Source organism: Pseudoalteromonas sp. LC2018020214 (genome assembly GCF_016598755.1).
In the GTDB taxonomy this organism is placed as follows: domain Bacteria; phylum Pseudomonadota; class Gammaproteobacteria; order Enterobacterales; family Alteromonadaceae; genus Pseudoalteromonas; species Pseudoalteromonas distincta.
Window position 1 is genome coordinate 298,168 of sequence record NZ_CP066804.1, and the last position, 21,909, is coordinate 320,076.

The following is a 21,909-nucleotide window of genomic DNA, read 5'->3' on the forward strand; positions in this document are numbered from 1 at the left end:
ATGAGGTAATTACGTGAATAAACAATCAGGTTTTTCTTTACTAGAAGTGATGGTGGTACTGGTTATCATCGGGATGATTATGTCAATTGTTGCACCTAACATTATGGGTCAGCAAGAAGAGGCCGCTATTGATAAAGCACATCTAGATATCCAGCAATTAGAAGATGCAATGAGCTTATACAAGCTTAAAAATAAGAGCTACCCAAGCACAGAGCAAGGTCTTGAAGCGCTAGTTACCCAAACAAGCATTGAACCGGTTCCAAAACGTTTCCCTGATGGTGGCTTTATTAATGAATTACCAGAAGATCCTTGGGGTAATACTTATCAGTTAATTAGCCCAGGTGAAATTGGCAAGTTTGATATTTTTTCTATGGGCCCAGACGGTGAAGCAGGTACTGATGACGATATCGGTAACTGGGACGAAGAAAAACAATAATGCTTAAGTACACCGTTCTGTATGAACATGTTAATGCTAGAGGCTTGCTATGAAAGCAAGCCTTAAGCAGCGCCATGCAAAAAACAGAGGCTTTAGTTTAATAGAAATTTTAGTGGTATTAGTGATCATCGCTTTTGCCACCAAAATGGTGGTATATAGCTTAGAAGGCGGTGCTGAGGAGGAGTTAGATACTCAAGCACTAAGGCTGCATACCACCATTAATATGGCATCGGAATTTGCTATTTTAAACCAAGTTGAATTGGGCTTATTAGTAGAAGAAAATACATTAGAGTATTTAGTTTTCGATGGTGAAAAGTGGATTACTTTTGACCGTGAAGATCTTTTTAAACCAATAGAATTAGATGAAAGATTAAAGCTCACGCTTAATTTAGAAGATTTAGCGTGGGCGCAAGATAACCTCTTAGAGCAATCTAACTGGCGCGAGCTTATGAGTGGCGGCGATGAAGACAGTTTACTTGAGCTTAAAAAGTTAAAAATCCCACAAGTACTTATTTTGTCATCAGGTGAGGTAAGCGCGTTTCAACTTATATTAGAGTTAAAAGAGCAAAGCGAGCCTGTGTATTACATTGAAGGTGAATTTACTGCACCAGTAAACTTTCGCCGAGAGCCAGAATAATGAAGCGCACTAAAGGGTTTACCTTATTAGAGGTGTTAGTGGCATTAAGTATTTGTGCCATGGCGGGTATAGCTGCAATGCAAGCAACAAGCGAGCATATACACCACTTAACGACTATTGAAGAGCAAACCTATGCATCTTGGGTCGCCGAAAACGTTATTATTGAACAGCGTACTAAAGGCGAACAATGGCAAGGTAAAAATAACCTTAAAGGCAGCGAAGTAATGGGCGGTGTTGAATGGTTTTGGCAACAAGAAGTTACAGCCACTGCTGACAAAAGCTTTGTAAAACTAACCATAAATGTTTTTACGGATGAAAAATATGAGCATTCAGCATATGAGTTATCAACGTATTTAAATAAAGGCAAAAAGTAAGTGAAGCAGCGCGGGTTTACATTACTTGAAGTTATGGTTGCACTGGGTATTTTAGCTTTTGTTATTATTGCTACGCATCAAATACTCGAGACGACAACAAGAGCAAAAGATGCCTCCGATGAAAAGATTGCTGAGCTAAATGGATTGCAAACAACATTTAGATTAATGGATCAAGATTTTAGCCAAATGACCAAACGCGCAGTTCGCAATGAGTCGGGTGATGTTCAAGAACAATATTTACTTGCTGGTCGTTACGTTTTAGAAAGCCAATACGATGGTATCGCGTTTGTGCGAGATGGCTGGATAAATCCAATTAACTTATTGCCACGTTCAGAACTACAAGCTGTTGGTTATAGAGTGATTGACGATAACCTTGAGCGTGTTTATCGGGTTTATGTTGATCAGCTTGATAATATGGAGCCGCGGGTTCAACGTGTACTGGAAAATATTGAAGAGCTTAAGTTTGAGTTTTTAGATGATAAAAACGAATGGCAAGAACAGTGGGAAATTAAAGCCCTCCCAAAAGCGGTTGCTGTTACGTTGCAACAAATAGAAGCAGAGCCAATTCGTCGTGTATTTTTAGTTCCTGGGCAAGGCAAAGTTGTTGCTACACAAACTACGGATGTGAATAATGGTTAAGCAGCAATCATCGCGCGGCGCAGCACTTGTTATTGTTTTGTTTATTGTGGCATTAGCGGCTATTTTAGCAGTAGAAATGAGTGCTAATTTAATGGTTCAAGTGCAAAAAAGTACAAACTTGCAAGGTCACCAACAAGCTAAATGGTACGCCTACGGTGCAGAAGAGCTTGCTATTAAAGGGCTAATACAAAGTAAAAAAGATGATGCCGATAAAACCACACTCGATCAAGTGTGGGCAACTCAAGGAGATGCTTCATACCCTGTTGATAACGGCACGTTAAGTGGCAAAATTACAGATTTACAAGCATGTTTAAATTTAAATGCTTTAGCCATAGCGCCAGAAGAAAATAGCGCAAGTAAAACAAACCCTGCACATAAAGCACTATTTGCATTACTTGAAAACATTGAAGATTTACCTGCTGATGAATCAGAAGAGACAATGGCAGATAGCGTATTTGATTGGCTTGATGAGAACAGTATTACGTATCGCTCAGGCGCAGAAGAAGACGAGTACTTATCACGAGATTTTCCGTATATGACAGCCAATAGTTTATTTGCATCAACATCGGAGCTGCGTTTAGTTAAGGGCTTTAACCCATTAGTGATGGAAAAAGTATTGCCATATGTATGTGTAATACCAGGCAGTACGCTTTTATCAATTAACGTAAATACATTAATGCCAGAGCAAGCGCTCATACTCAGTGCCTTGATAGAAAGCTTGAGCTTATCTGGCGCAGAAGCGGTGTTAGGCGCAAGACCGCAAACTGGATTTGACACCATCGATGAATTTTTTGAACAGGTGAAGCAGCAAGGCGGTACTAATACTGACTCAATAAAAAGTTTATTTAGTATTAAAAGCGAATATTTTAAATTACAAACGCAGGCAAACTTTGTCGACCTGCGTTTTTCGATGACCACATTACTGCACGCTAAAGACGGCGACGTAACGATACTGGCGCGAAAATTTGGAGGCGTACAGTGACAGAAATACTGTTGATCCGCACGGGTCAAACCGAACAAGAATTACTTAACTGGTTAATTTACTCACCACAAGAACAAGAAATAATAGCCAGTGGCGAGTTACCAAATGCAGAGCATTTAAGTGAGCTAAGCGAAAAAGCACTTACCCGAGAAGTTGTCGTGTTATTACCCAGTGACCAAGTGCAATTAAAAACGGTCGCTTTGCCAACAAAATGGAATCGCAAGCTTGAGCAAGCATTGCCATACATGCTTGAAGAAGATATAGCATGTGACGTAGATGAACTGTTTATAGCAGTAGCGCAGCCGACAATGCTTGGTGAGCAACATGCAATTCGTGTAGCAATGACAGACCGTGAATGGTTTGAACAATGGCTTGCATTATTTGCTGAGCATAATCTATCAGTATACAGAATATTACCCGATGCTTTGTTGTTACCGCTTGCAGATGATGGCGCCGTAACTGCTATTGAGCTCAACAACCAATGGTTGTTTAAGCAAGGGCAGTGGCATATTGGTGCGGTTGAATCTAGTTGGTTGAATGGCTATTTAACAGCCATGGGTAACCCCGACATTAAACATTTTAGTCCTGCTAATCAGTTTCCTGAAAGCGTTAACTTACAAGCCCAAACAAGCGATTACGACTTACCTTTAGCATTATTTGCAAAACAGTTAGATAGCGTTAATTTTAACTTACGCCAAGGTATGTATCAGCTTAAAAAACAAAGCGCTTTGTGGTGGGGTTACTGGAAAGGCGCCGCAATTATAGCAAGTGTTGCATTGGTTTCTACAATTACAATAAAAGCTATTGAGTTACACCAACTTAATACACAAGTAGAAGTAGCTAAAGCTCAAGTAGTCGACAGGTATCAAAAAGCATTTCCGGGAACTAAAGTTCGCCCTAATCTAATTAAAAGCCAAATTAAAGGCGCGTTAGATAAAATACAAGGCTCAAGTGAATCCGGCTTTTTAGACTTAACGACTAATTTGGTTGATGTATTTTCGCAAGTCAGCGAATTTACACCTGAAACACTTCGTTATGACAAACGTCGTAATGAGCTGCGCATTCGTGCACGGGCTAAAGACTTCCAAACTTTTGGTAAAGTAAAAATCATACTTGAAAAGCAAGGTTTAACTGTTGAGCAAGGGTCTTTAAATAATGACGGTGATTATGTCGTAGGTGAAATTAAACTGCGAGGTGCAGTATGAAAAAGCAGTTAATGAAACAGTGGCGTTCGCTTAAAGAGCAAGAACAACAATTGGTAATGGTCGCTGGTGGCGTGTTTATTATTTTTGTTTTAGTAATGGGAATATTTAGGCCATTAAATAACGCGATAGAAAAAGCACAGCAATCTCAAATTAAACAACAAGAGCTATTAGCTTGGGTTGATGACAGTATTGTTAGGCTAAAGGCTGCAGGCAACACCAGTGTTGCTAGCAATACAAACTTAAGCCAAGTGGTAAACTCTACTCGTGGACGCTATAAAATCAATATTAGTAAAATGCAGCCCAGTAGTGATTCACTTCGTTTGACGCTTGACTCAGTAGAGTTTAATCAGTTAATAGAATGGCTAGATGAGCTAGTAAATCAGCATGGTTTAAAAATTGAAAATTTAGATTTAAGTCGCGATGATAAATCAGGCTATGTGCGCGTAAGCCGTTTAGTATTAGAGAATTAATTAATGAAAAAAATAATAACGTTATCGGCTGTCTTTTTAATTAGTTTTATTGTGTTTTGTATTATTAAATTACCAGCCAGTATTGCGCTTGATATAGCTAAGCCGTATTTTCCAAAGCAATTAGAAGTTGGGCAAACTGTAGGTACTGTTTGGCAAGGTCAAATGATGCAAGTTCGTTTTGATGGTGAGCAGTTAAATAATGTGCGTTGGGATATTGCAGGCTGGAAATTATTTACAGGCAAACTAAATGCGAACATAAAATTTGGTAATCCACGAGAACGCAGTGATATTTCGGGTTACGCAGATGTAAGTTATGGGTTTTTTAATAAAAAAGTAATAGTGACTGATGCCCTAGTGCGCTCAACAGTAGAGCGTGCAATGCAACGTGTGCAACTTCCTCTGCCTGTTACCGCTAAAGGGCGTGTGATTTTAGAACTTGATGAATACAGCTCAGGCGCACCTTATTGTGATTCACTAAAAGGTGAAATAGCGAGCCCTAATATTGATGTTCAAGGCTTAAATGGATGGTTTAATATTGGTCCTCTAGCTGGTAAGTTAAGCTGTAAATCGGGTGATGTTGCTATATTAATTGACCCAGATAATACGCTTGGCCTTGAGGCAGATGCTACACTTAAAGCTAATTTCGACTTTAGAGTGGCAGGTTATGTAAAACCAGATGCCAGCTTACCTAAAGATGTACATGATGCGGTTAAGTTTTTAGGCCGACCAGATAACCAAGGTCGCTATCCGCTCAACTTTTAATGTTTTAATATAAAGAGTTTTAATGCAAATACCCCAATTTACTGAGTTGCACGCAAAGCAGCTCAGCTCATTTTTAAATACCCAATCTCAAGCAATGACCCTTGTACAAAGCCAAGGCTATTTATTTGGTGTAATTTGTTCGCCCAACCCATTAGATGTACATGAGTGGCTTGAGCAGATATTGCCAAACACAGCTAATGATTTAGATGAAGAAATGCTTTTTTTGTTTATGGCGCTTTATCACAAAATTAGTGAGCAGGTGTTCGAAACTGGATATAAATTACCAGACACATTTGATGCTGAATTTTGTAAGTCGTGGAGTAAAGGCTTCTTAGTTGCAACGAAAGCTTATGCAGAACCTTTGTTAAATGCACCGCAATTAGACGTTGATTTTAAACAAGCACTAGAAAGTGCGTTAAGCACACTAAGCTTTTTTTCACTCGACCAGCTAGCAATAGCTCAGATTGCCAAACAAAATAACATGACAATAGAAGCTTTGTGTCAGTATCAGTATGAATCTATGGGTGACTTTGCATTAGGGTTTGCTGAACTAATTGAAGTGGTCGCAATTAATAGCGGCTTGATAACCGACGAGAGTTGGGAAGAGTAATTATTAATACTAGGCGCTTAGTTTAATCTAAGTGCCTAGCTCTAATATAATATCCGTACAGCCTTGTTTGCACTTTACTATGCCTTTACCAGGCTCGCTGGTGGCTAAATCAAGTGTTAAAACCCCATTACACTTCTCACACTTTAATGTTTTGCCTTGCGCTAATTGCTTGAGCATATTGCGCTGCTTATGAAATGAGTCGCTTGCTTTTTTATTTAATCCTGAAAAATCCACTACTTTGCTCGCTTTTGCTCTAATGCTTCAGTCACTATTTTACATACCGTATTTAAACGGTCGTCATAAAAATAAAGGTTTAAGTCACGCTCACGACAATAGCGTAGGTGAAATAACTGAACAGAGTCATCTGTTGTAAACGTTTTTTCTACATACTCACCTTCAGATTCAGATAGTTTAAGTTGACTGCTGATCCTATTTTTAGCCATATTTGCAGCTGGGCTTCTGTTGACCTTACTTGCATCACTTAAAAAGCCAATGCCTTCACCTAGTAACCTTTCGCGAGGTTCTTTTATAAGTGGGTGATCGATTGTAAAAAAGGCAAGGATCACAACTACCAAAATAATAAATTTTTTCATGGATACGTAAACCTTGATCTAAGTAGGGTTGAATTACCATGCAGTGTAATAAACTGCATTTTAAAAGCAAGTAACTGGGATGAATAAATTATTAGCAATCTATGCCAGTAATTTTAACCAACATTGTTATAATGGTTAACAGCAGTCAGATATTTCTGAAATATCTGAAAGTATTCGAGAAGGCAATTTATTAAAGTAAATATGCCTAGCAAGTAACTTGCTAACTTTAAGTATAGAGTACTTGAGTATTGCTGGATTTTTATTTCCAAGCGGCGTTGAGGAACTTCGATGGACAAGCAAATTAAAGTAAAGAATATCCCTGTAGAGGTGAAAATCCAAAAACCGGATTTAAGCCGTCAAGATGATAGGTTCAATCCCCGAAATCGTATTTATGTGCGTGCTGTAAAAGGCCTACATCAATTACTTAGACAGCGCATTGGCTTCTTAGGCCTGCTTGCGTTTATGTTACTACCTTGGATTAATTTTAATGGCCAGCAAGCTGTGCTGTTTGATCTAATTGGTCAAAAATATAATATTTTTGGTTTAACGCTATGGCCTCAAGATTTTACTATATTAGCGTTTATCTTTATGTTGGCAGCATTTGCGTTGTTTTTAGTGACCACCTTCTATGGACGGGTGTGGTGTGGCTACACATGTCCGCAAACTGTTTGGACTTTTATTTTTATTTGGTTCGAAGAAAAGCTTGAAGGCACGGCTAATCAACGTAAAAAACTCGATCAACGACCCATGAATTTTGATAAGTTTTGGCGTAAGACGGCAAAGCATACTAGTTGGGTATTGTTTTCGTTGTATACCGCTATTTCTTTTGTGGGTTACTTTACGCCAATAAGGGAGTTACTCCCTGACTTTGTAACGTTTGATGTAGGCGGTTATGCACTAGTCAGTATTATTTTCTTTGCTGCGTGTACCTATGGTAATGCCGGTTGGATGCGAGAAATTATGTGTTTACACATCTGTCCTTACTCTCGTTTTCAATCAGCTATGTTTGATAAAGACACATACACCGTAACGTACGACGAAAGCCGAGGTGAAAGCCGTGGTCCTCGTTCACGTAAAGTAGACCATAAAGATTTAGAACTAGGCGACTGTATAGACTGTAACTTGTGCGTTCAAGTGTGCCCAACAGGTATTGATATTAGAAATGGGCTACAAGCTGAGTGTATCAACTGTGGTGCATGTATTGATGCGTGTGATGGCGTAATGGATAAAATGGAATACCCGCGTGGGCTTATTTCATATACGACAGAGCGAAATCTTGAAACCCCAGAAAATAAAACGAATCCACTGCGAGCTAAAATTATTGGTTACACGGTCATACTTGTTGTGCTTACGGGAGCGCTTGTCGCTAATATAGCACTGCGTAAAACAATGGACTTTGATATTATTCGTGACCGAAACCAATTATATCGTGTCGATTTTGATGGTTTAGTAGAGAACACCTATACATTAAAGGTAATTAATAAAGCGCAGTACGAGCAAACCTTTAATATTAAAGTACAAGGGTTAGATAACTTTAAGTATATTGGTAAGCAGTCATTTACTGTGCAGGCAGGGGAATCTCATAACGTACCATTGTCACTTGTAATGGACCCTTATGATTTGAAGGCGCCGATGACTGAGTTTAACTTTGTGCTTTCACCGGTAGATGAGCCGGATGAGACAATATCGCAGTCGAGTAACTTTTTTAAAGCGCGATAATCGCAACTTACCTTAATTAGGTAAGTTGATATAGCAATTAACAAAAGCGGGTATATAACCCGCTTTTATTTTATATAAGAAGAGTATGAGTAAATTTAGTTTTATTGACTTAACACCTGACCTAATACTCGATGCAATAGAAAGCGTAGGTGTGTACGCCGAATCTGGTTTATTAGCGCTCAATAGCTATGAAAACAGAGTATACCAATTTAAAGCGGATGATGGCCTGCGTTACGTAGTGAAGTTTTATCGCCCAGAGCGATGGAGTAAAGAGCAAATTCAAGAAGAGCATGACTTTGCATTTGAACTAGCGGATGCAGAAGTACCCGTTGTTGCCCCTATTTTATATAATGGGCAAAGCTTGTTTGAACACGAAGGGTATTTGTTTGTGTTGTTTCCAAGTGTAGGTGGGCGTTTATTTGAGGTTGATAATTTAGATCAGCTTGATGTAATGGGGCGATTGATTGGCCGTATGCACCAAGTAGCTAAAACAAAACCTTTTACTTATAGGCCAACAGTTACCTGCGAGGAGTATTTGCATACAGCCAAAGTTCATCTTCAAAAAAGTAACTTAGTGCCCATGGGAATAAATACTGCCTTTTATACTATTTTAGATTTAGTGATAGAGCAGGCGCAAAAACAGTATAAAGATGTGCAAAGTATTCGCTTACATGGTGACTGCCACGTTGGTAATATTTTATGGGCAGGTGATGCGCTAATGTTTGTTGATTTAGATGACAGCCGCCAAGGTCCTGCAATCCAAGATTTATGGATGATGCTCAGTGGCGATAGAGCGACGCAACTGTTACAGTTAGACACCCTTGTAAATGCGTATGAAGAGTTTTGCGATTTTGATCACTCTCAACTCAAATTAATTGAACCGCTGCGAGCGATGCGTATTATCCATTATATGGGATGGGTAGCTAAACGATGGAGTGATCCTGCTTTTGTGCGGAACTTTACATGGTTTGCTGATGACAAATACTGGGAGCAACAAATTTTAGCACTGAAAGAGCAACTTGCAGCATTGCAAGAAGCACCGTTAAAGTTATTGCCGTAATATTTTATTTAAAGACAAGTACAACGAGATACAAATGCTTAAAAAATTAAAACTGAGTTTATTACTTTTATGTTTACCATTTGCAGCACTTGCTGCACAGTTTGAAGTTGATAATCAATACACTGTTATAGATGTAGACAAAAGCAAGTCACCGCAAGTAACCGAGTTTTTCTCATTTTACTGTCCACATTGCTTTAAGTTTGAACCAGTAGCAAAAGCAATTGAAAAAGGCTTGCCTGAAGGCGCGGAGTTTATTAAAAACCACGTGAACTTTTTAGGTGGCGTGTCACCACAAGCACAAAGTAATTTAAGCTTTGCCTACTTAATTGCTAAGCAGCATGGTCAGGCGCAAAGTATTAGCGATCAAATTTTTAAAAGTATCCATGTTCAACGTGCACCATTAACTGAAATGAAAGACGTTAAAAAATTACTTGAAGTAAATGGTATTGATAGCGCAACGTTTGATCAAGAGATTGCAAGCATGCCTGTTATTTCAGCTGAGCAAGCAATGCAAAACAAACAGAATAAATATTCAAAATTAGGCGCACTTACAGGTGTACCTACTTTTATTGTTAACGATAAATATAAAATAAACCTCAACACCATCAAAAATCAAAAAGAACTTGATGAGTTAGTAGCGTTTTTATTAGCACTATAAATTTCGGAGTATAATAATGATTAAATTAGTTAAAGCAGGTTTGCTTGCAATATTACTTCCTATGGCAGCAACAAGCTTTGCAGCAACGTATGAAGAAGGCGTGCATTACGACGTAGTTTCTGAGCGTGCAACTAAAAAGCCAGAGGTTAAAGAGTTCTTCTCATTTTACTGCCCTGCATGTAATAACATGGAAGCACTAATTGGTGAGTTTAAGCCTAAGCTTGATAAAAACGTTAAATTTAAAAAGAGTCATGTTGATTTTGTAGGTGTACGTGACCCCGAAAACCAACAGATGATGAGCCAAGCACTGGCGACAGCTGAAGTGCTTCCACAAAAAGATCAGATTATTTCTGCAATCTTTAATCATATCCATACAAAGCGCGCTAAATTTAATGAGCTTGCAGATGTAAAAGATATATTTGTAGCGCAGGGCGTTGATGGTGATAAGTTTGATAAGCTGTTTAAAAGCTTCTCGGTACGTACGCTGAGCTCTAAAATGAAACGCGATCAAGACTACTTTAAAGAAAAAGGCGCACTACGTGGCGTACCTACCTTTATTGTAAATGGTAAGTACAAATTAAACCTAGGTCGTGAGTCGGGTATTACTAAACCTGAAGACATTAGCAAATTAATTAATTACTTAGCTAACAAGTAAGTTTAGCTAAAACAAAAAAAGCTCCTTAAGGAGCTTTTTTTATGGGTAACGTTTACTGAGCGTATTTATTTGCGCTGTAAGAAAACGCCCGACTCAATGTGATGCGTATAAGGGAACTGATCAAATATAGCAAAGCGCTTAACGTTATGCGTACGTGTTAAGTGATCAAGGTCACGCTCAAGGGTTTCAGGATTACACGATATATAAATTATGTTTTCGTAGTTAGCCACTAAGTCACACGTTAATTCATCCATACCCGCGCGTGGTGGATCAACTAATATGGTTTGGCAGTCATAGCTTTTTAAATCAATCCCTTCTAAACGAGAGAAAGTACGTTCGCCATTCATTGCTTGAGTAAACTCTTCACTCGACATACGAATAATATCTAAGTTCTCTACGTTGTTTTTAGCAATGTTGTATTGAGCAGAGTGAACAGATGATTTTGATATTTCCGTCGCTAATACTTTATTAAAACAGCCCGCTAATGCAATTGAAAAGTTACCGTTACCACAATACAGTTCTAGTAAATCATTTTTAAGTGGTTTACATAAATCTTGTGCCCACTCCAGCATATTAATATTTACTTTTGCATTAGGCTGAGTAAAGCTATTTTCTACTTGTTGGTATATAAGCTCTTGACCATTAACTGTTAAACGTTCAGTTACAAAGTCATCACCTAGTACTTCTTTTTGTTTACGAGCACGGCCTATAAAGTCAATTTTGTATTTACTGCTAAGCTTTTCTTTCAGTGCTTTAATTTCACTTAACCATTCATCATCCAGTGGTTTGTGATAAAGCAAGCTTACTAAAATTTCACCGCTTAGCGTTGATAGATAATCGATTTGAAATAACTTACGGCGTAATATTTCACAAGGCTTAAGATTTTCAATCATCACCTGCATTATTTCACCTACTAGAGGCGCTGCTGGGTCAAATGTATCAACACGGATTTTTTCTTTTGTCTGTTGATCAAACATAATGTGAAACAGATCATCACCGTCGTGCCATACTCTAAATTCAGCACGTTGGCGGTAGTTAGTTGGCTCTGAGCTAAATACTTCTAGTTGCTCCACACCAAAACGTTGAAACTGCGTACTAATGCGCTGCTCTTTTTCACTTAACTGCGCTTGGTACTGTGTGGTATCTATTTTAATAACTGCCATTAACGCTACTACCTTATCTAAGATCTGTTTATCGGCGCTATTGTAGGGAGCGCTGCGTATTTGTCTAGTTTTGGCTAGCATTTATGCTGTTTTATTGAACATTGTACTTTAGTTTTTGTTGTTATAGCCGATAATAAACTACGCACGCTTAGGAGACGAATCATGAAAATAGGTAATTATGGCTTTACGCCAAACAACAACATCAATAAATTCAATAATAAAGCTGATATACAGCAACCTACAATTACGTCTCCTCAAGATAGCTATCAACAACGAGGCCGAGAGTTGGCCGCAAAGGTGCTTGGCGATAAAATGGCTGAGCAGCTTGGATTACCTATCGCAGAAAAAAAAGCAGATAAACCACTATTTGATTTTGATGAAATAGTAAAAAACGTACTCGATTTTGTAAGTAGTGCTGTAAATAAAGCAAAAGCTAACGGCGCTGATGACGAAAAGCTCAAAGATATGCTAGGCGATGCGCGCAAAGGAGTCCAAATAGGGATTGATGACGCTGTTGATGAACTCAAAGGTACTGGCGTATTTAATGATGACATGGAAGAGGGCATTAATAAGTCCAAAGAGGGAATTTACAATGGGCTGGATAAGTTTGAAGAGTCGTTATTTAACCCACAACCTGCCAGCGTAAATATAAGCCAGGCCCAATACGTCAGTATGACGAGTAATGCAGAGTATAAATTTACAACCGCAGAAGGCGATGAGGTAAGTATTAGCTTTGCTGATGCATTTGAATCTCAGTCGGCAAGTGGCTATCAGCAAAATAGTAATAGTGAGTCGTTTGCAAGCTCATCATCGCAATCTCGACAGGTATCATTTTCGATGTCGGTAAATGGTGACTTAAACGAGCAAGAGCAAGAAGCTATTAATGCGATGATGGAAGACTTACAAGATTTAAGTAAAACCTTTTTTGGTGGTGATTTAGATGAAGCATTTGAACAAGCGCAAGAGCTGAGTTTAGACAGCGATCAGCTGGTGGCTTTTTCTATGGATTTACGCCAAACAAAAACAATAGCAACAGTTAAAAGCTATGAAGAATATAAACCAGCACCAGAAAAACAAGTAGCAGAGGGGTTAGCCCCTTTTAATGACGACCTTAAAAATGCTTTTGACAAAGCGGGTGAGCTTGGATTACAAAATCAGCTAGCTGGCATTCTCCAATGGTTTAATCAAGATCAGGAACAAATAGATAAGTTAGTAGATTATACAAAGTCTATGTTCGAAAACCTTAATCAGTTAAATTCAGCAGCCGACAGGCTTACTGATTTAGAAACCACGCAAAGTTAAACTACTTTCTTTTATAAATACCCCATGGCAAACTGCCGTTCTTAAAGTAAAGTAGGAACGGTAGTTTGTCAGCGCATATAATGGTCTTTGATTCAGGTATTGGTGGAACTACTGTACTTGAACATATCAAGCAAAGTATCCCCAATGCTCAGTACAGCTATTTTATGGATAATGCATTACTACCTTATGGTGCTCAGTCCCAACAAACTATAATTAACCGATTATGTTCACTTATTCATTTCATCAAAGCCAACACGCTTAACGTCGATTTAATTGTAATAGCGTGTAATACCGCTTCTACATCTGCACTCAGCGCTGTTCGCCAAATTACGGATATTCCTATTGTAGGTGTTGTGCCAGCAATAAAGCCTGCGGCAGAATTAACACGCTCAAATCATATTGGCTTGTTAGCCACACCGGCAACGGTCGCCAGTTCATACACAAAAACATTAATTGCTGAACATGCACGTAATGTGATCGTTAATCTGTATAGCAGTGTTGAATTAGTAACGTTAGCTGAGGAATGCTTTTTTACAGGCTCTTTAGATACAAATAAGTTGTATCAAGTACTTGATGAACTACATATAGATAAAACTATAGATGTACTTGTACTAGGGTGTACGCACTTTCCGATATTAGCAGGGCCGATTAGTCAGTACTTTGAAGGGAATGTAAAATTACTTGATTCAGGTGTAGCGATAGCAAATAGAGTCAACTTCCTACTTAACCAACTTAACTTATGTGCGGATAAACAAACAGACATAAAAAAGCCGCTGCAATATTATGCAACGGCTGATGTGTTTAGCAATAAGCTAGCGGTAAAGCTAGTTACACTGACTGATCCGTCTCAGTACGTAGAGCATTAGAATCATCTTCTTGTTTTTGTTTTGCTTCACGTACCTTTAAAGTACGTTGTTGGAACTCGCTATCGTTCAAGTTAGCAATTGCATTGTCTGCATCAGCTTGCGCCATTTCAACAAAACCAAAGCCACGACGTTTGCCAGTATTCTTATCCTTTAATAAACGAACATTGAATACTTTGCCTTGTTCTTCAAATAATGCACGAACCACACCTTCGTTTGCACGATAAGGAAGGTTACCAACATAAAGCGTTTTTGTTTTAACTTCAGCTTCTTCAGTCACATCAGATGATATTGCAGCAATAGCAATCGCACCTATTAATAAACCAGCACCAAATAGTAATGCAGGGTTTAAAGCTAAGCCGCCTAAAGCAAACTCAACAACAACAAAACCAACTACAGCAAGAATAACAGAGAAGATAAAAGATTTTTGATCGGGTAATTTCATTTTAGATCTACCAATAAACAGGAAATAAACATTAATTTAACATTGTGAACTTGCTATCTTAACGCCTAAATCAAACATAGCAATGATATTTGTATTAAATAATAAATAAGAGCATAAAAAAGCATCATCTTAGACGGGTTTTCATGTGGTTTTACGTGGTTTTGTTCTATTTTTGTTCGAACAGTAAAAAGATCTAAAAAAAGGGTTGATCTGTTTTCGGATCTCCCTATAATGCGACCCCACTGAGACGGGAAACGCCAACGCATAGCGAGGCACGAACTACTCAGAGAGTTAAATAAAACTTCGGTTTTAAATCTTCCAAAAGAAAATTTAAAACTAAGTGTTGACTCAAAAAATAAAGGGTGTATTATTCGCATCCCTTGAGACGCTAAAGCGACTCAAAACGTTCTTTAACAATATAAAGCAATCATCTGTGTGGGCACTCGTACAGATTGAGTTCTAACAGCCAAGCTACTTAGGTAGTGAGGCAAACAAATTAGAGTCTCAATTGAAACTGAGTGACCATATGTTATTAAAAGATTCAGCCTTGAGCTGTTTTGATTTCACTTTTTTAAAAGTGAAAATAATAACGCACAGTCAATTCGTTTTTGGCAACAAAAACAAAAATTCAGAATTCATTGAGCTGTCGAAAGACATAAAACTTTTTAATTGAAGAGTTTGATCATGGCTCAGATTGAACGCTGGCGGCAGGCCTAACACATGCAAGTCGAGCGGTAACAGAGAGTAGCTTGCTACTTTGCTGACGAGCGGCGGACGGGTGAGTAATGCTTGGGAACATGCCTTGAGGTGGGGGACAACAGTTGGAAACGACTGCTAATACCGCATAATGTCTACGGACCAAAGGGGGCTTCGGCTCTCGCCTTTAGATTGGCCCAAGTGGGATTAGCTAGTTGGTGAGGTAATGGCTCACCAAGGCGACGATCCCTAGCTGGTTTGAGAGGATGATCAGCCACACTGGGACTGAGACACGGCCCAGACTCCTACGGGAGGCAGCAGTGGGGAATATTGCACAATGGGCGCAAGCCTGATGCAGCCATGCCGCGTGTGTGAAGAAGGCCTTCGGGTTGTAAAGCACTTTCAGTCAGGAGGAAAGGTTAGTAGTTAATACCTGCTAGCTGTGACGTTACTGACAGAAGAAGCACCGGCTAACTCCGTGCCAGCAGCCGCGGTAATACGGAGGGTGCGAGCGTTAATCGGAATTACTGGGCGTAAAGCGTACGCAGGCGGTTTGTTAAGCGAGATGTGAAAGCCCCGGGCTCAACCTGGGAACTGCATTTCGAACTGGCAAACTAGAGTGTGATAGAGGGTGGTAGAATTTCAGGTGTAGCGGTGAAATGCGTAGAGATCTGAAGGAATACCGATGGCGAAGGCAGCCACCTGGGTCAACACTGACGCTCATGTACGAAAGCGTGGGGAGCAAACGGGATTAGATACCCCGGTAGTCCACGCCGTAAACGATGTCTACTAGAAGCTCGGAGCCTCGGTTCTGTTTTTCAAAGCTAACGCATTAAGTAGACCGCCTGGGGAGTACGGCCGCAAGGTTAAAACTCAAATGAATTGACGGGGGCCCGCACAAGCGGTGGAGCATGTGGTTTAATTCGATGCAACGCGAAGAACCTTACCTACACTTGACATACAGAGAACTTACCAGAGATGGTTTGGTGCCTTCGGGAGCTCTGATACAGGTGCTGCATGGCTGTCGTCAGCTCGTGTTGTGAGATGTTGGGTTAAGTCCCGCAACGAGCGCAACCCCTATCCTTAGTTGCTAGCAGGTAATGCTGAGAACTCTAAGGAGACTGCCGGTGATAAACCGGAGGAAGGTGGGGACGACGTCAAGTCATCATGGCCCTTACGTGTAGGGCTACACACGTGCTACAATGGCGCATACAGAGTGCTGCGAACTCGCGAGAGTAAGCGAATCACTTAAAGTGCGTCGTAGTCCGGATTGGAGTCTGCAACTCGACTCCATGAAGTCGGAATCGCTAGTAATCGCGTATCAGAATGACGCGGTGAATACGTTCCCGGGCCTTGTACACACCGCCCGTCACACCATGGGAGTGGGTTGCTCCAGAAGTAGATAGTCTAACCCTCGGGAGGACGTTTACCACGGAGTGATTCATGACTGGGGTGAAGTCGTAACAAGGTAGCCCTAGGGGAACCTGGGGCTGGATCACCTCCTTATACGATTTAGAACTTATTTGTTCGTAGTGTCCACACAGATGATTGTTATTGTAAAGAGAACAACACTTATTGTTTTGGGTCTGTAGCTCAGCTGGTTAGAGCGCACCCCTGATAAGGGTGAGGTCGGTAGTTCAAATCTACTCAGACCCACCACTTCTTGTCTAATCAAGAAGATGGTTAAAACAGTAAGTACCAGCATATGTGGGGCTATAGCTCAGCTGGGAGAGCGCCTGCCTTGCACGCAGGAGGTCAGCAGTTCGATCCTGCTTAGCTCCACCACTTTTACTTCTTAAAAATAAATATTCTTTATCGGGCCATTAACCGCCTGAGAATAGAGTGTGTTTAATTTTGAGAGGTTTTGTATCTCTTGCTCTTTAAAAATTTGGAAAAGCTGATAATAAAATTCTGATGAATACATTGTATTTATCAAGAGTTTTCAAAAGTAAAAAAAGAATGGTAGCAGTACCATTCAGTGCCATTTAATTAACTCTTATGAGTTGATTGATTGGTATCTACTTTAGTATTCAATATTGACTTCTGGCGAAGTTAAACTGTCACAAAACAAAGACCCGTTTGGGTTGTATGGTTAAGTGACTAAGCGTACACGGTGGATGCCTTGGCAGTTGGAGGCGATGAAGGACGTATTAACTTGCGATAAGCCTAGTCAAGCTAGTAAAAAGCGCTTGAGACTAGGATTTCCGAATGGGGAAACCCACCTGCTTGCAGGTATCGTTAACTGAATACATAGGTTAACGAGGCGAACGCGGAGAACTGAAACATCTAAGTACCCGTAGGAAAAGAAATCAACCGAGATTCCGAAAGTAGCGGCGAGCGAAATCGGAACAGCCCTTAAGCTTATTATGTGTTAATGGAAGGCTCTGGAAAGTGCCACGATACAGGGTGATAGTCCCGTACATGAAAAGACATTTTAAGTGAAATCGAGTAGGTCGGAGCACGTGAAACTTTGACTGAATATAGGTGGACCATCATCTAAGGCTAAATACTCCCAACTGACCGATAGTGAACCAGTACCGTGAGGGAAAGGCGAAAAGAACCCCTGTGAGGGGAGTGAAATAGAACCTGAAACCGTGTACGTACAAGCAGTAGGAGCCCACTTGTTGGGTGACTGCGTACCTTTTGTATAATGGGTCAGCGACTTATATTTTGTAGCGAGGTTAACCGAATAGGGTAGCCGTAGGGAAACCGAGTCTTAACTGGGCGACTAGTTGCAAGGTATAGACCCGAAACCCGGTGATCTAGCCATGGGCAGGTTGAAGGTTGAGTAACATCAACTGGAGGACCGAACCCACTAACGTTGAAAAGTTAGGGGATGACCTGTGGCTAGGAGTGAAAGGCTAATCAAACCGGGAGATAGCTGGTTCTCCCCGAAATCTATTTAGGTAGAGCCTCGGACGAATACTTACGGGGGTAGAGCACTGTTAAGGCTAGGGGGTCATCCCGACTTACCAACCCTTTGCAAACTCCGAATACCGTAAAGTAATATCCGGGAGACACACGGCGGGTGCTAACGTCCGTCGTGAAGAGGGAAACAACCCAGACCGCCAGCTAAGGTCCCAAAGTCATAGTTAAGTGGGAAACGATGTGGAAAGGCCCAGACAGCCAGGAGGTTGGCTTAGAAGCAGCCATCCTTTAAAGAAAGCGTAATAGCTCACTGGTCGAGTCGGTCTGCGCGGAAGATGTAACGGGGCTAAACTATGCACCGAAGCTGCGGATTCAGAATTTATTCTGAGTGGTAGGGGAGCGTTCTGTAAGCGGTTGAAGGTGTACCGGGAGGTATGCTGGACGTATCAGAAGTGCGAATGCTGACATGAGTAACGATAATGGGAGTGAAAAACTCCCACGCCGGAAGACCAAGGGTTCCTATCCCATGTTAATCAGGGTAGGGTAAGTCGACCCCTAAGGCGAGGCCGAAAGGCGTAGTCGATGGGAAACAGATTAATATTTCTGTACTCGATATAATTGCGATGGGGGGACGGAGCAGGCTAAACAAGCATGGCGTTGGTAGTCCATGTGAAAGTGAGTAGGTTGGCGACTTAGGTAAATCCGGGTTGCTATTAAGACTGAGACACGAGACGAGTCACTACGGTGATGAAGTTGTTGATGCCATACTTCCAGGAAAAGCCTCTAAGCTTCAGATTATATGGAATCGTACCCCAAACCGACACAGGTGGTCAGGTAGAGAATACTAAGGCGCTTGAGAGAACTCGGGTGAAGGAACTAGGCAAAATCGTACCGTAACTTCGGGAGAAGGTACGCTCCTATCTGTGATGAGACTTGCTCTCTAAGCGGACGGGAGCCGCAGTGACCAGGTGGCTGGGACTGTTTATTAAAAACACAGCACTGTGCAAAATCGCAAGATGACGTATACGGTGTGACACCTGCCCGGTGCCGGAAGGTTAATTGATGGGGTTATCCTTAGGGAGAAGCTCTTGATCGAAGCCCCGGTAAACGGCGGCCGTAACTATAACGGTCCTAAGGTAGCGAAATTCCTTGTCGGGTAAGTTCCGACCTGCACGAATGGTGTAACCATGGCCACGCTGTCTCCACCCGAGACTCAGTGAAATTGAAATCGCAGTGAAGATGCTGTGTACCCGCGGCTAGACGGAAAGACCCCGTGAACCTTTACTACAGCTTGGCACTGAACATTGAACCTACATGTGTAGGATAGGTGGGAGACTTTGAAGCAGCGACGCTAGTTGTTGTGGAGTCAACCTTGAAATACCACCCTTGTAGTTTTGATGTTCTAACGTTGGCCCCTGAATCGGGGTTACGGACAGTGCCTGGTGGGTAGTTTGACTGGGGCGGTCTCCTCCTAAAGAGTAACGGAGGAGCACGAAGGTTGGCTAAGTACGGTCGGACATCGTACGGTTAGTGTAATGGTAGAAGCCAGCTTAACTGCGAGACAGACACGTCGAGCAGGTACGAAAGTAGGTCATAGTGATCCGGTGGTTCTGAATGGAAGGGCCATCGCTCAACGGATAAAAGGTACTCCGGGGATAACAGGCTGATACCGCCCAAGAGTTCATATCGACGGCGGTGTTTGGCACCTCGATGTCGGCTCATCACATCCTGGGGCTGAAGTCGGTCCCAAGGGTATGGCTGTTCGCCATTTAAAGTGGTACGCGAGCTGGGTTTAGAACGTCGTGAGACAGTTCGGTCCCTATCTGCCGTGGGCGTTTGAGAATTGAGAGGGGTTGCTCCTAGTACGAGAGGACCGGAGTGAACGAACCGCTGGTGTTCGGGTTGTCATGCCAATGGCATTGCCCGGTAGCTACGTTCGGAACTGATAAGCGCTGAAAGCATCTAAGCGCGAAGCAGGCCTCGAGATGAGTTCTCACTAGACTTTTAAAGTCTCTGAAGGGCCGTTGAAGACTACAACGTTGATAGGCAAGATGTGGAAGTGGTGTGAGCCATTAAGCTAACTTGTACTAATTACCCGTGAGGCTTAACCATACAACGCCAAACGCGTTTTATGCGACAGTTTAGACAGAAGTTAATATAACTAAAGTAGAAATTACTTAGAAAGACTTAAAAAATATTATCAGATATTTTCCAAATTCAAGAGGTGACTCTTAGCGCGTAGCGTTAAAGTTGAGGCACCTTGCGCAAAGAAAATGGTAGCACTACGTGCTTGTCATTGATTCTTTGCACCTAATTTGCTTGGTGACAATAGCGTTTTGGACCCACCTGACTCCATGCCGAACTCAGTAGTGAAACGAAACAGCGCCGATGATAGTGTAGCATTTGCTATGTGAAAGTAGGACATTACCAGGCTTCAAATTAAAGAAACCCGTTACAGCAATGTGACGGGTTTTTTGCTTTCTGAGGTTTAGAAAAAGCCTATAGGCTATATAGAACTTGCATGCCGAACTCGGTAGTCAAACAAAACAGCTCGAAGGCGAGCCCCGACCAACGATAGTGTAGCATTTGTTATGTGACTCTCCACCGCTGTGGGCACTACGACAGTACCAGACTTCAAATTGTAGAGAGCCCGACTAGAAATAGTCGGGCTTTTTTACGTCTGCAGAAAAGTAATTTAGGGATTCCTCTAGAGCGAAGGACTTCTTAGTAAATCATTTATATCAATCAGCAATAATATTTAATCCATTTGAGAGGTTAAATCTGACCCTGACTGCGTTAAAAACCTCAAATATGAAACAACTGAATAACGAATTTTTGCCCTTCTTTTATCGACTCTGCTTAGTTATTGCTCTAATCTCAATTTATAGTCTGTTCCATTATTTCGTTTATAAAGTGTGACAGAGTTCGTTTAGGTGAAATTAGAATAATAAGGGCTTAATCATGAGTAAAGTTGAAAACCATCCGCATGGTATTTTTTGTTGGTCAGAGCTTTGTACACACAATTGGAAAGACGGTAAGGCGTTTTATACATCTTTATTTGATTGGGGGCATGACGATCAACCTATTGGAGAGAACATATACTACACCATGCTACAAAAGCAAGGTGATGATATCGCTGCAATGTACGAAATGCCTAAAGAGCAAATTAGTGCAGGGATCCCAAGTCATTGGTTGGCTTACATTGCCGTCGATAATGTTGATGATTGTGCGCTAAAAGCAAAAGAACTAGGTGCTGAAGTTATTGCCGGTCCTCATGATGTTATGAATGCAGGACGAATGTTGATGCTAAAAGATCCAGTAGGCGCAACTGTTGCACTATGGCAGGGGAATGAGCATAAAGGTTGTAAGCACTTAGGTGAATTAAATACGCCTTATTGGCATGAGTTAGCAACAAGAGATAGTAAAGTAAGTCGAGACTTTTACTGTGCTTTACTAGGCTGGGAAAGCGAAATAAAGCCTATGGAAGGGATGGACTACATTTTATTTTTAGTCGATGGACAACCAATTGCCGGTATGCTTGAAATGACAAGTGAATGGCCTGATGATACCCCTGCTCATTGGATGATTTATTTTGCAGTAGAGAGTTGCGATGTAATTGTTAGTAAAGCCGCTAGCTTAGGTGGACAAGTATGTGTTCCTGCAACAGATATCCCCGATGTTGGTCGTTTTAGTGTTATATGCGACCCTCAAGGTGCTGTATTTTCGGTGATCGAATCTGTTATGGATGACGTTTAAACACAGTTAAATTAGC

20 protein-coding genes, 2 tRNA genes and 3 rRNA genes are annotated in these 21,909 nt (G+C 41.0%); 21 read left to right on the forward strand and 4 right to left on the reverse strand.

The window, feature by feature from the left end:
- The first annotated feature begins 13 nt into the window (after nt 1-13).
- From gspG to JG479_RS01390, 9 genes are read left to right on the forward strand one after another with little or no spacing between them, the layout of a single operon-like run.
- Nucleotides 14-436, forward strand: a complete 423-nt coding sequence (gspG, locus tag JG479_RS01350) for a type II secretion system major pseudopilin GspG (protein ID WP_002962036.1) — start codon at nt 14-16, stop codon at nt 434-436.
- Nucleotides 437-485: 49 nt separating this feature from the next.
- Nucleotides 486-1,073 carry a pilus assembly FimT family protein gene (locus tag JG479_RS01355; protein WP_002962037.1) on the forward strand — a complete coding sequence of 196 codons (588 nt, stop codon included), beginning with the start codon at nt 486-488 and terminating at the stop codon, nt 1,071-1,073.
- The gene (gspI, locus tag JG479_RS01360) at nt 1,073-1,447 is read left to right on the forward strand and encodes a type II secretion system minor pseudopilin GspI (RefSeq protein WP_002962039.1); all 375 of its coding nucleotides are present in this window, start codon (nt 1,073-1,075) and stop codon (nt 1,445-1,447) included. Before JG479_RS01355 ends, gspI begins: the two co-directional genes overlap by 1 nt.
- Entirely contained in the window at nt 1,448-2,086 is a 639-nt protein-coding gene (gene gspJ, locus JG479_RS01365; RefSeq protein WP_165744596.1) for a type II secretion system minor pseudopilin GspJ, read from the forward strand.
- Complete coding sequence (gene gspK, locus JG479_RS01370) at nt 2,079-3,068, forward strand: type II secretion system minor pseudopilin GspK (RefSeq protein WP_002962042.1); 990 nt, start codon at nt 2,079-2,081, stop codon at nt 3,066-3,068. The genes gspJ and gspK overlap by 8 nt, the downstream gene beginning before the upstream one ends.
- Complete coding sequence (gene gspL, locus JG479_RS01375) at nt 3,065-4,273, forward strand: type II secretion system protein GspL (protein ID WP_039488555.1); 1,209 nt, start codon at nt 3,065-3,067, stop codon at nt 4,271-4,273. Before gspK ends, gspL begins: the two co-directional genes overlap by 4 nt.
- Complete coding sequence (gspM, locus tag JG479_RS01380; RefSeq protein WP_002962046.1) at nt 4,270-4,743, forward strand: type II secretion system protein GspM; 474 nt, start codon at nt 4,270-4,272, stop codon at nt 4,741-4,743. The genes gspL and gspM overlap by 4 nt, the downstream gene beginning before the upstream one ends.
- Nucleotides 4,744-4,746: 3 nt before the next feature.
- Complete coding sequence (locus JG479_RS01385; protein WP_182683009.1) at nt 4,747-5,505, forward strand: type II secretion system protein N; 759 nt, start codon at nt 4,747-4,749, stop codon at nt 5,503-5,505.
- A gap of 22 nt (nt 5,506-5,527) precedes the next feature.
- Nucleotides 5,528-6,115, forward strand: a complete 588-nt coding sequence (locus JG479_RS01390; protein WP_002962049.1) for a UPF0149 family protein — start codon at nt 5,528-5,530, stop codon at nt 6,113-6,115.
- Between the two features lie 27 nt (nt 6,116-6,142).
- On the opposite strand, the gene JG479_RS01395 is transcribed toward JG479_RS01390, so the two are convergent.
- Together JG479_RS01395 and JG479_RS01400 are read right to left on the reverse strand one after the other, a co-directional pair.
- Nucleotides 6,143-6,349, reverse strand: coding sequence for a hypothetical protein (locus tag JG479_RS01395; RefSeq protein ID WP_002962050.1), 207 nt, complete (start codon nt 6,347-6,349; stop codon nt 6,143-6,145).
- Nucleotides 6,349-6,708: a hypothetical protein gene (locus JG479_RS01400; RefSeq protein ID WP_002962051.1), complete on the reverse strand. Its 360-nt coding sequence runs from the start codon at nt 6,706-6,708 to the stop codon at nt 6,349-6,351. The genes JG479_RS01395 and JG479_RS01400 overlap by 1 nt, the downstream gene beginning before the upstream one ends.
- A 288-nt stretch (nt 6,709-6,996) precedes the next feature.
- Here JG479_RS01400 and ccoG point away from each other — a divergent pair, with 288 nt between their 5' ends.
- The 4 genes from ccoG to JG479_RS01420 all read left to right on the forward strand — a co-directional run bounded on the left by ccoG (nt 6,997) and on the right by JG479_RS01420 (nt 10,800).
- Nucleotides 6,997-8,427, forward strand: coding sequence for a cytochrome c oxidase accessory protein CcoG (gene ccoG, locus JG479_RS01405; RefSeq protein ID WP_002962052.1), 1,431 nt, complete (start codon nt 6,997-6,999; stop codon nt 8,425-8,427).
- Between the two features lie 85 nt (nt 8,428-8,512).
- Nucleotides 8,513-9,487, forward strand: coding sequence for a serine/threonine protein kinase (locus tag JG479_RS01410; RefSeq protein WP_024596396.1), 975 nt, complete (start codon nt 8,513-8,515; stop codon nt 9,485-9,487).
- A gap of 34 nt (nt 9,488-9,521) precedes the next feature.
- Complete coding sequence (locus tag JG479_RS01415; protein WP_002962054.1) at nt 9,522-10,145, forward strand: thiol:disulfide interchange protein DsbA/DsbL; 624 nt, start codon at nt 9,522-9,524, stop codon at nt 10,143-10,145.
- A gap of 16 nt (nt 10,146-10,161) precedes the next feature.
- Complete coding sequence (locus JG479_RS01420) at nt 10,162-10,800, forward strand: thiol:disulfide interchange protein DsbA/DsbL (protein ID WP_002962055.1); 639 nt, start codon at nt 10,162-10,164, stop codon at nt 10,798-10,800.
- 65 nt (nt 10,801-10,865) lie between these two features.
- On the opposite strand, the gene trmA is transcribed toward JG479_RS01420, so the two are convergent.
- Complete coding sequence (gene trmA, locus JG479_RS01425) at nt 10,866-11,963, reverse strand: tRNA (uridine(54)-C5)-methyltransferase TrmA (RefSeq protein ID WP_200219773.1); 1,098 nt, start codon at nt 11,961-11,963, stop codon at nt 10,866-10,868.
- Nucleotides 11,964-12,125: 162 nt separating this feature from the next.
- On the opposite strand from trmA, the gene JG479_RS01430 reads away from it, so the two are divergent.
- A complete protein-coding gene (locus JG479_RS01430) occupies nt 12,126-13,265 on the forward strand; it encodes a DUF5610 domain-containing protein (protein ID WP_200219774.1) in 1,140 nt (379 codons plus the stop codon).
- A 65-nt stretch (nt 13,266-13,330) separates the two neighbouring features.
- Nucleotides 13,331-14,131: a glutamate racemase gene (gene murI / locus JG479_RS01435; protein ID WP_002962063.1), complete on the forward strand. Its 801-nt coding sequence runs from the start codon at nt 13,331-13,333 to the stop codon at nt 14,129-14,131.
- On the opposite strand, the gene JG479_RS01440 is transcribed toward murI, so the two are convergent.
- The gene (locus JG479_RS01440) at nt 14,094-14,573 is read right to left on the reverse strand and encodes an RNA recognition motif domain-containing protein (protein ID WP_024596401.1); all 480 of its coding nucleotides are present in this window, start codon (nt 14,571-14,573) and stop codon (nt 14,094-14,096) included. The genes murI and JG479_RS01440 overlap by 38 nt on opposite strands.
- Nucleotides 14,574-15,239: 666 nt before the next feature.
- Here JG479_RS01440 and JG479_RS01445 point away from each other — a divergent pair.
- The 6 genes from JG479_RS01445 (at nt 15,240) to JG479_RS01470 (ending at nt 21,893) form a co-directional block, all read left to right on the forward strand.
- Nucleotides 15,240-16,775, forward strand: a 16S ribosomal RNA gene (locus tag JG479_RS01445).
- 76 nt (nt 16,776-16,851) lie between these two features.
- A tRNA-Ile gene (locus JG479_RS01450) sits at nt 16,852-16,928 on the forward strand.
- A gap of 50 nt (nt 16,929-16,978) precedes the next feature.
- Nucleotides 16,979-17,054 (forward strand) — tRNA-Ala (locus tag JG479_RS01455).
- Between the two features lie 305 nt (nt 17,055-17,359).
- Nucleotides 17,360-20,249 (forward strand): 23S ribosomal RNA (locus JG479_RS01460).
- Nucleotides 20,250-20,455: 206 nt separating this feature from the next.
- Nucleotides 20,456-20,570, forward strand: a 5S ribosomal RNA gene (gene rrf, locus JG479_RS01465).
- The 16S, 23S and 5S rRNA genes sit together here with 2 tRNA genes alongside, the layout of an rRNA operon.
- A gap of 528 nt (nt 20,571-21,098) precedes the next feature.
- The gene (locus tag JG479_RS01470; protein ID WP_002959875.1) at nt 21,099-21,893 is read left to right on the forward strand and encodes a VOC family protein; all 795 of its coding nucleotides are present in this window, start codon (nt 21,099-21,101) and stop codon (nt 21,891-21,893) included.
- Nucleotides 21,894-21,909: the final 16 nt, after the last annotated feature.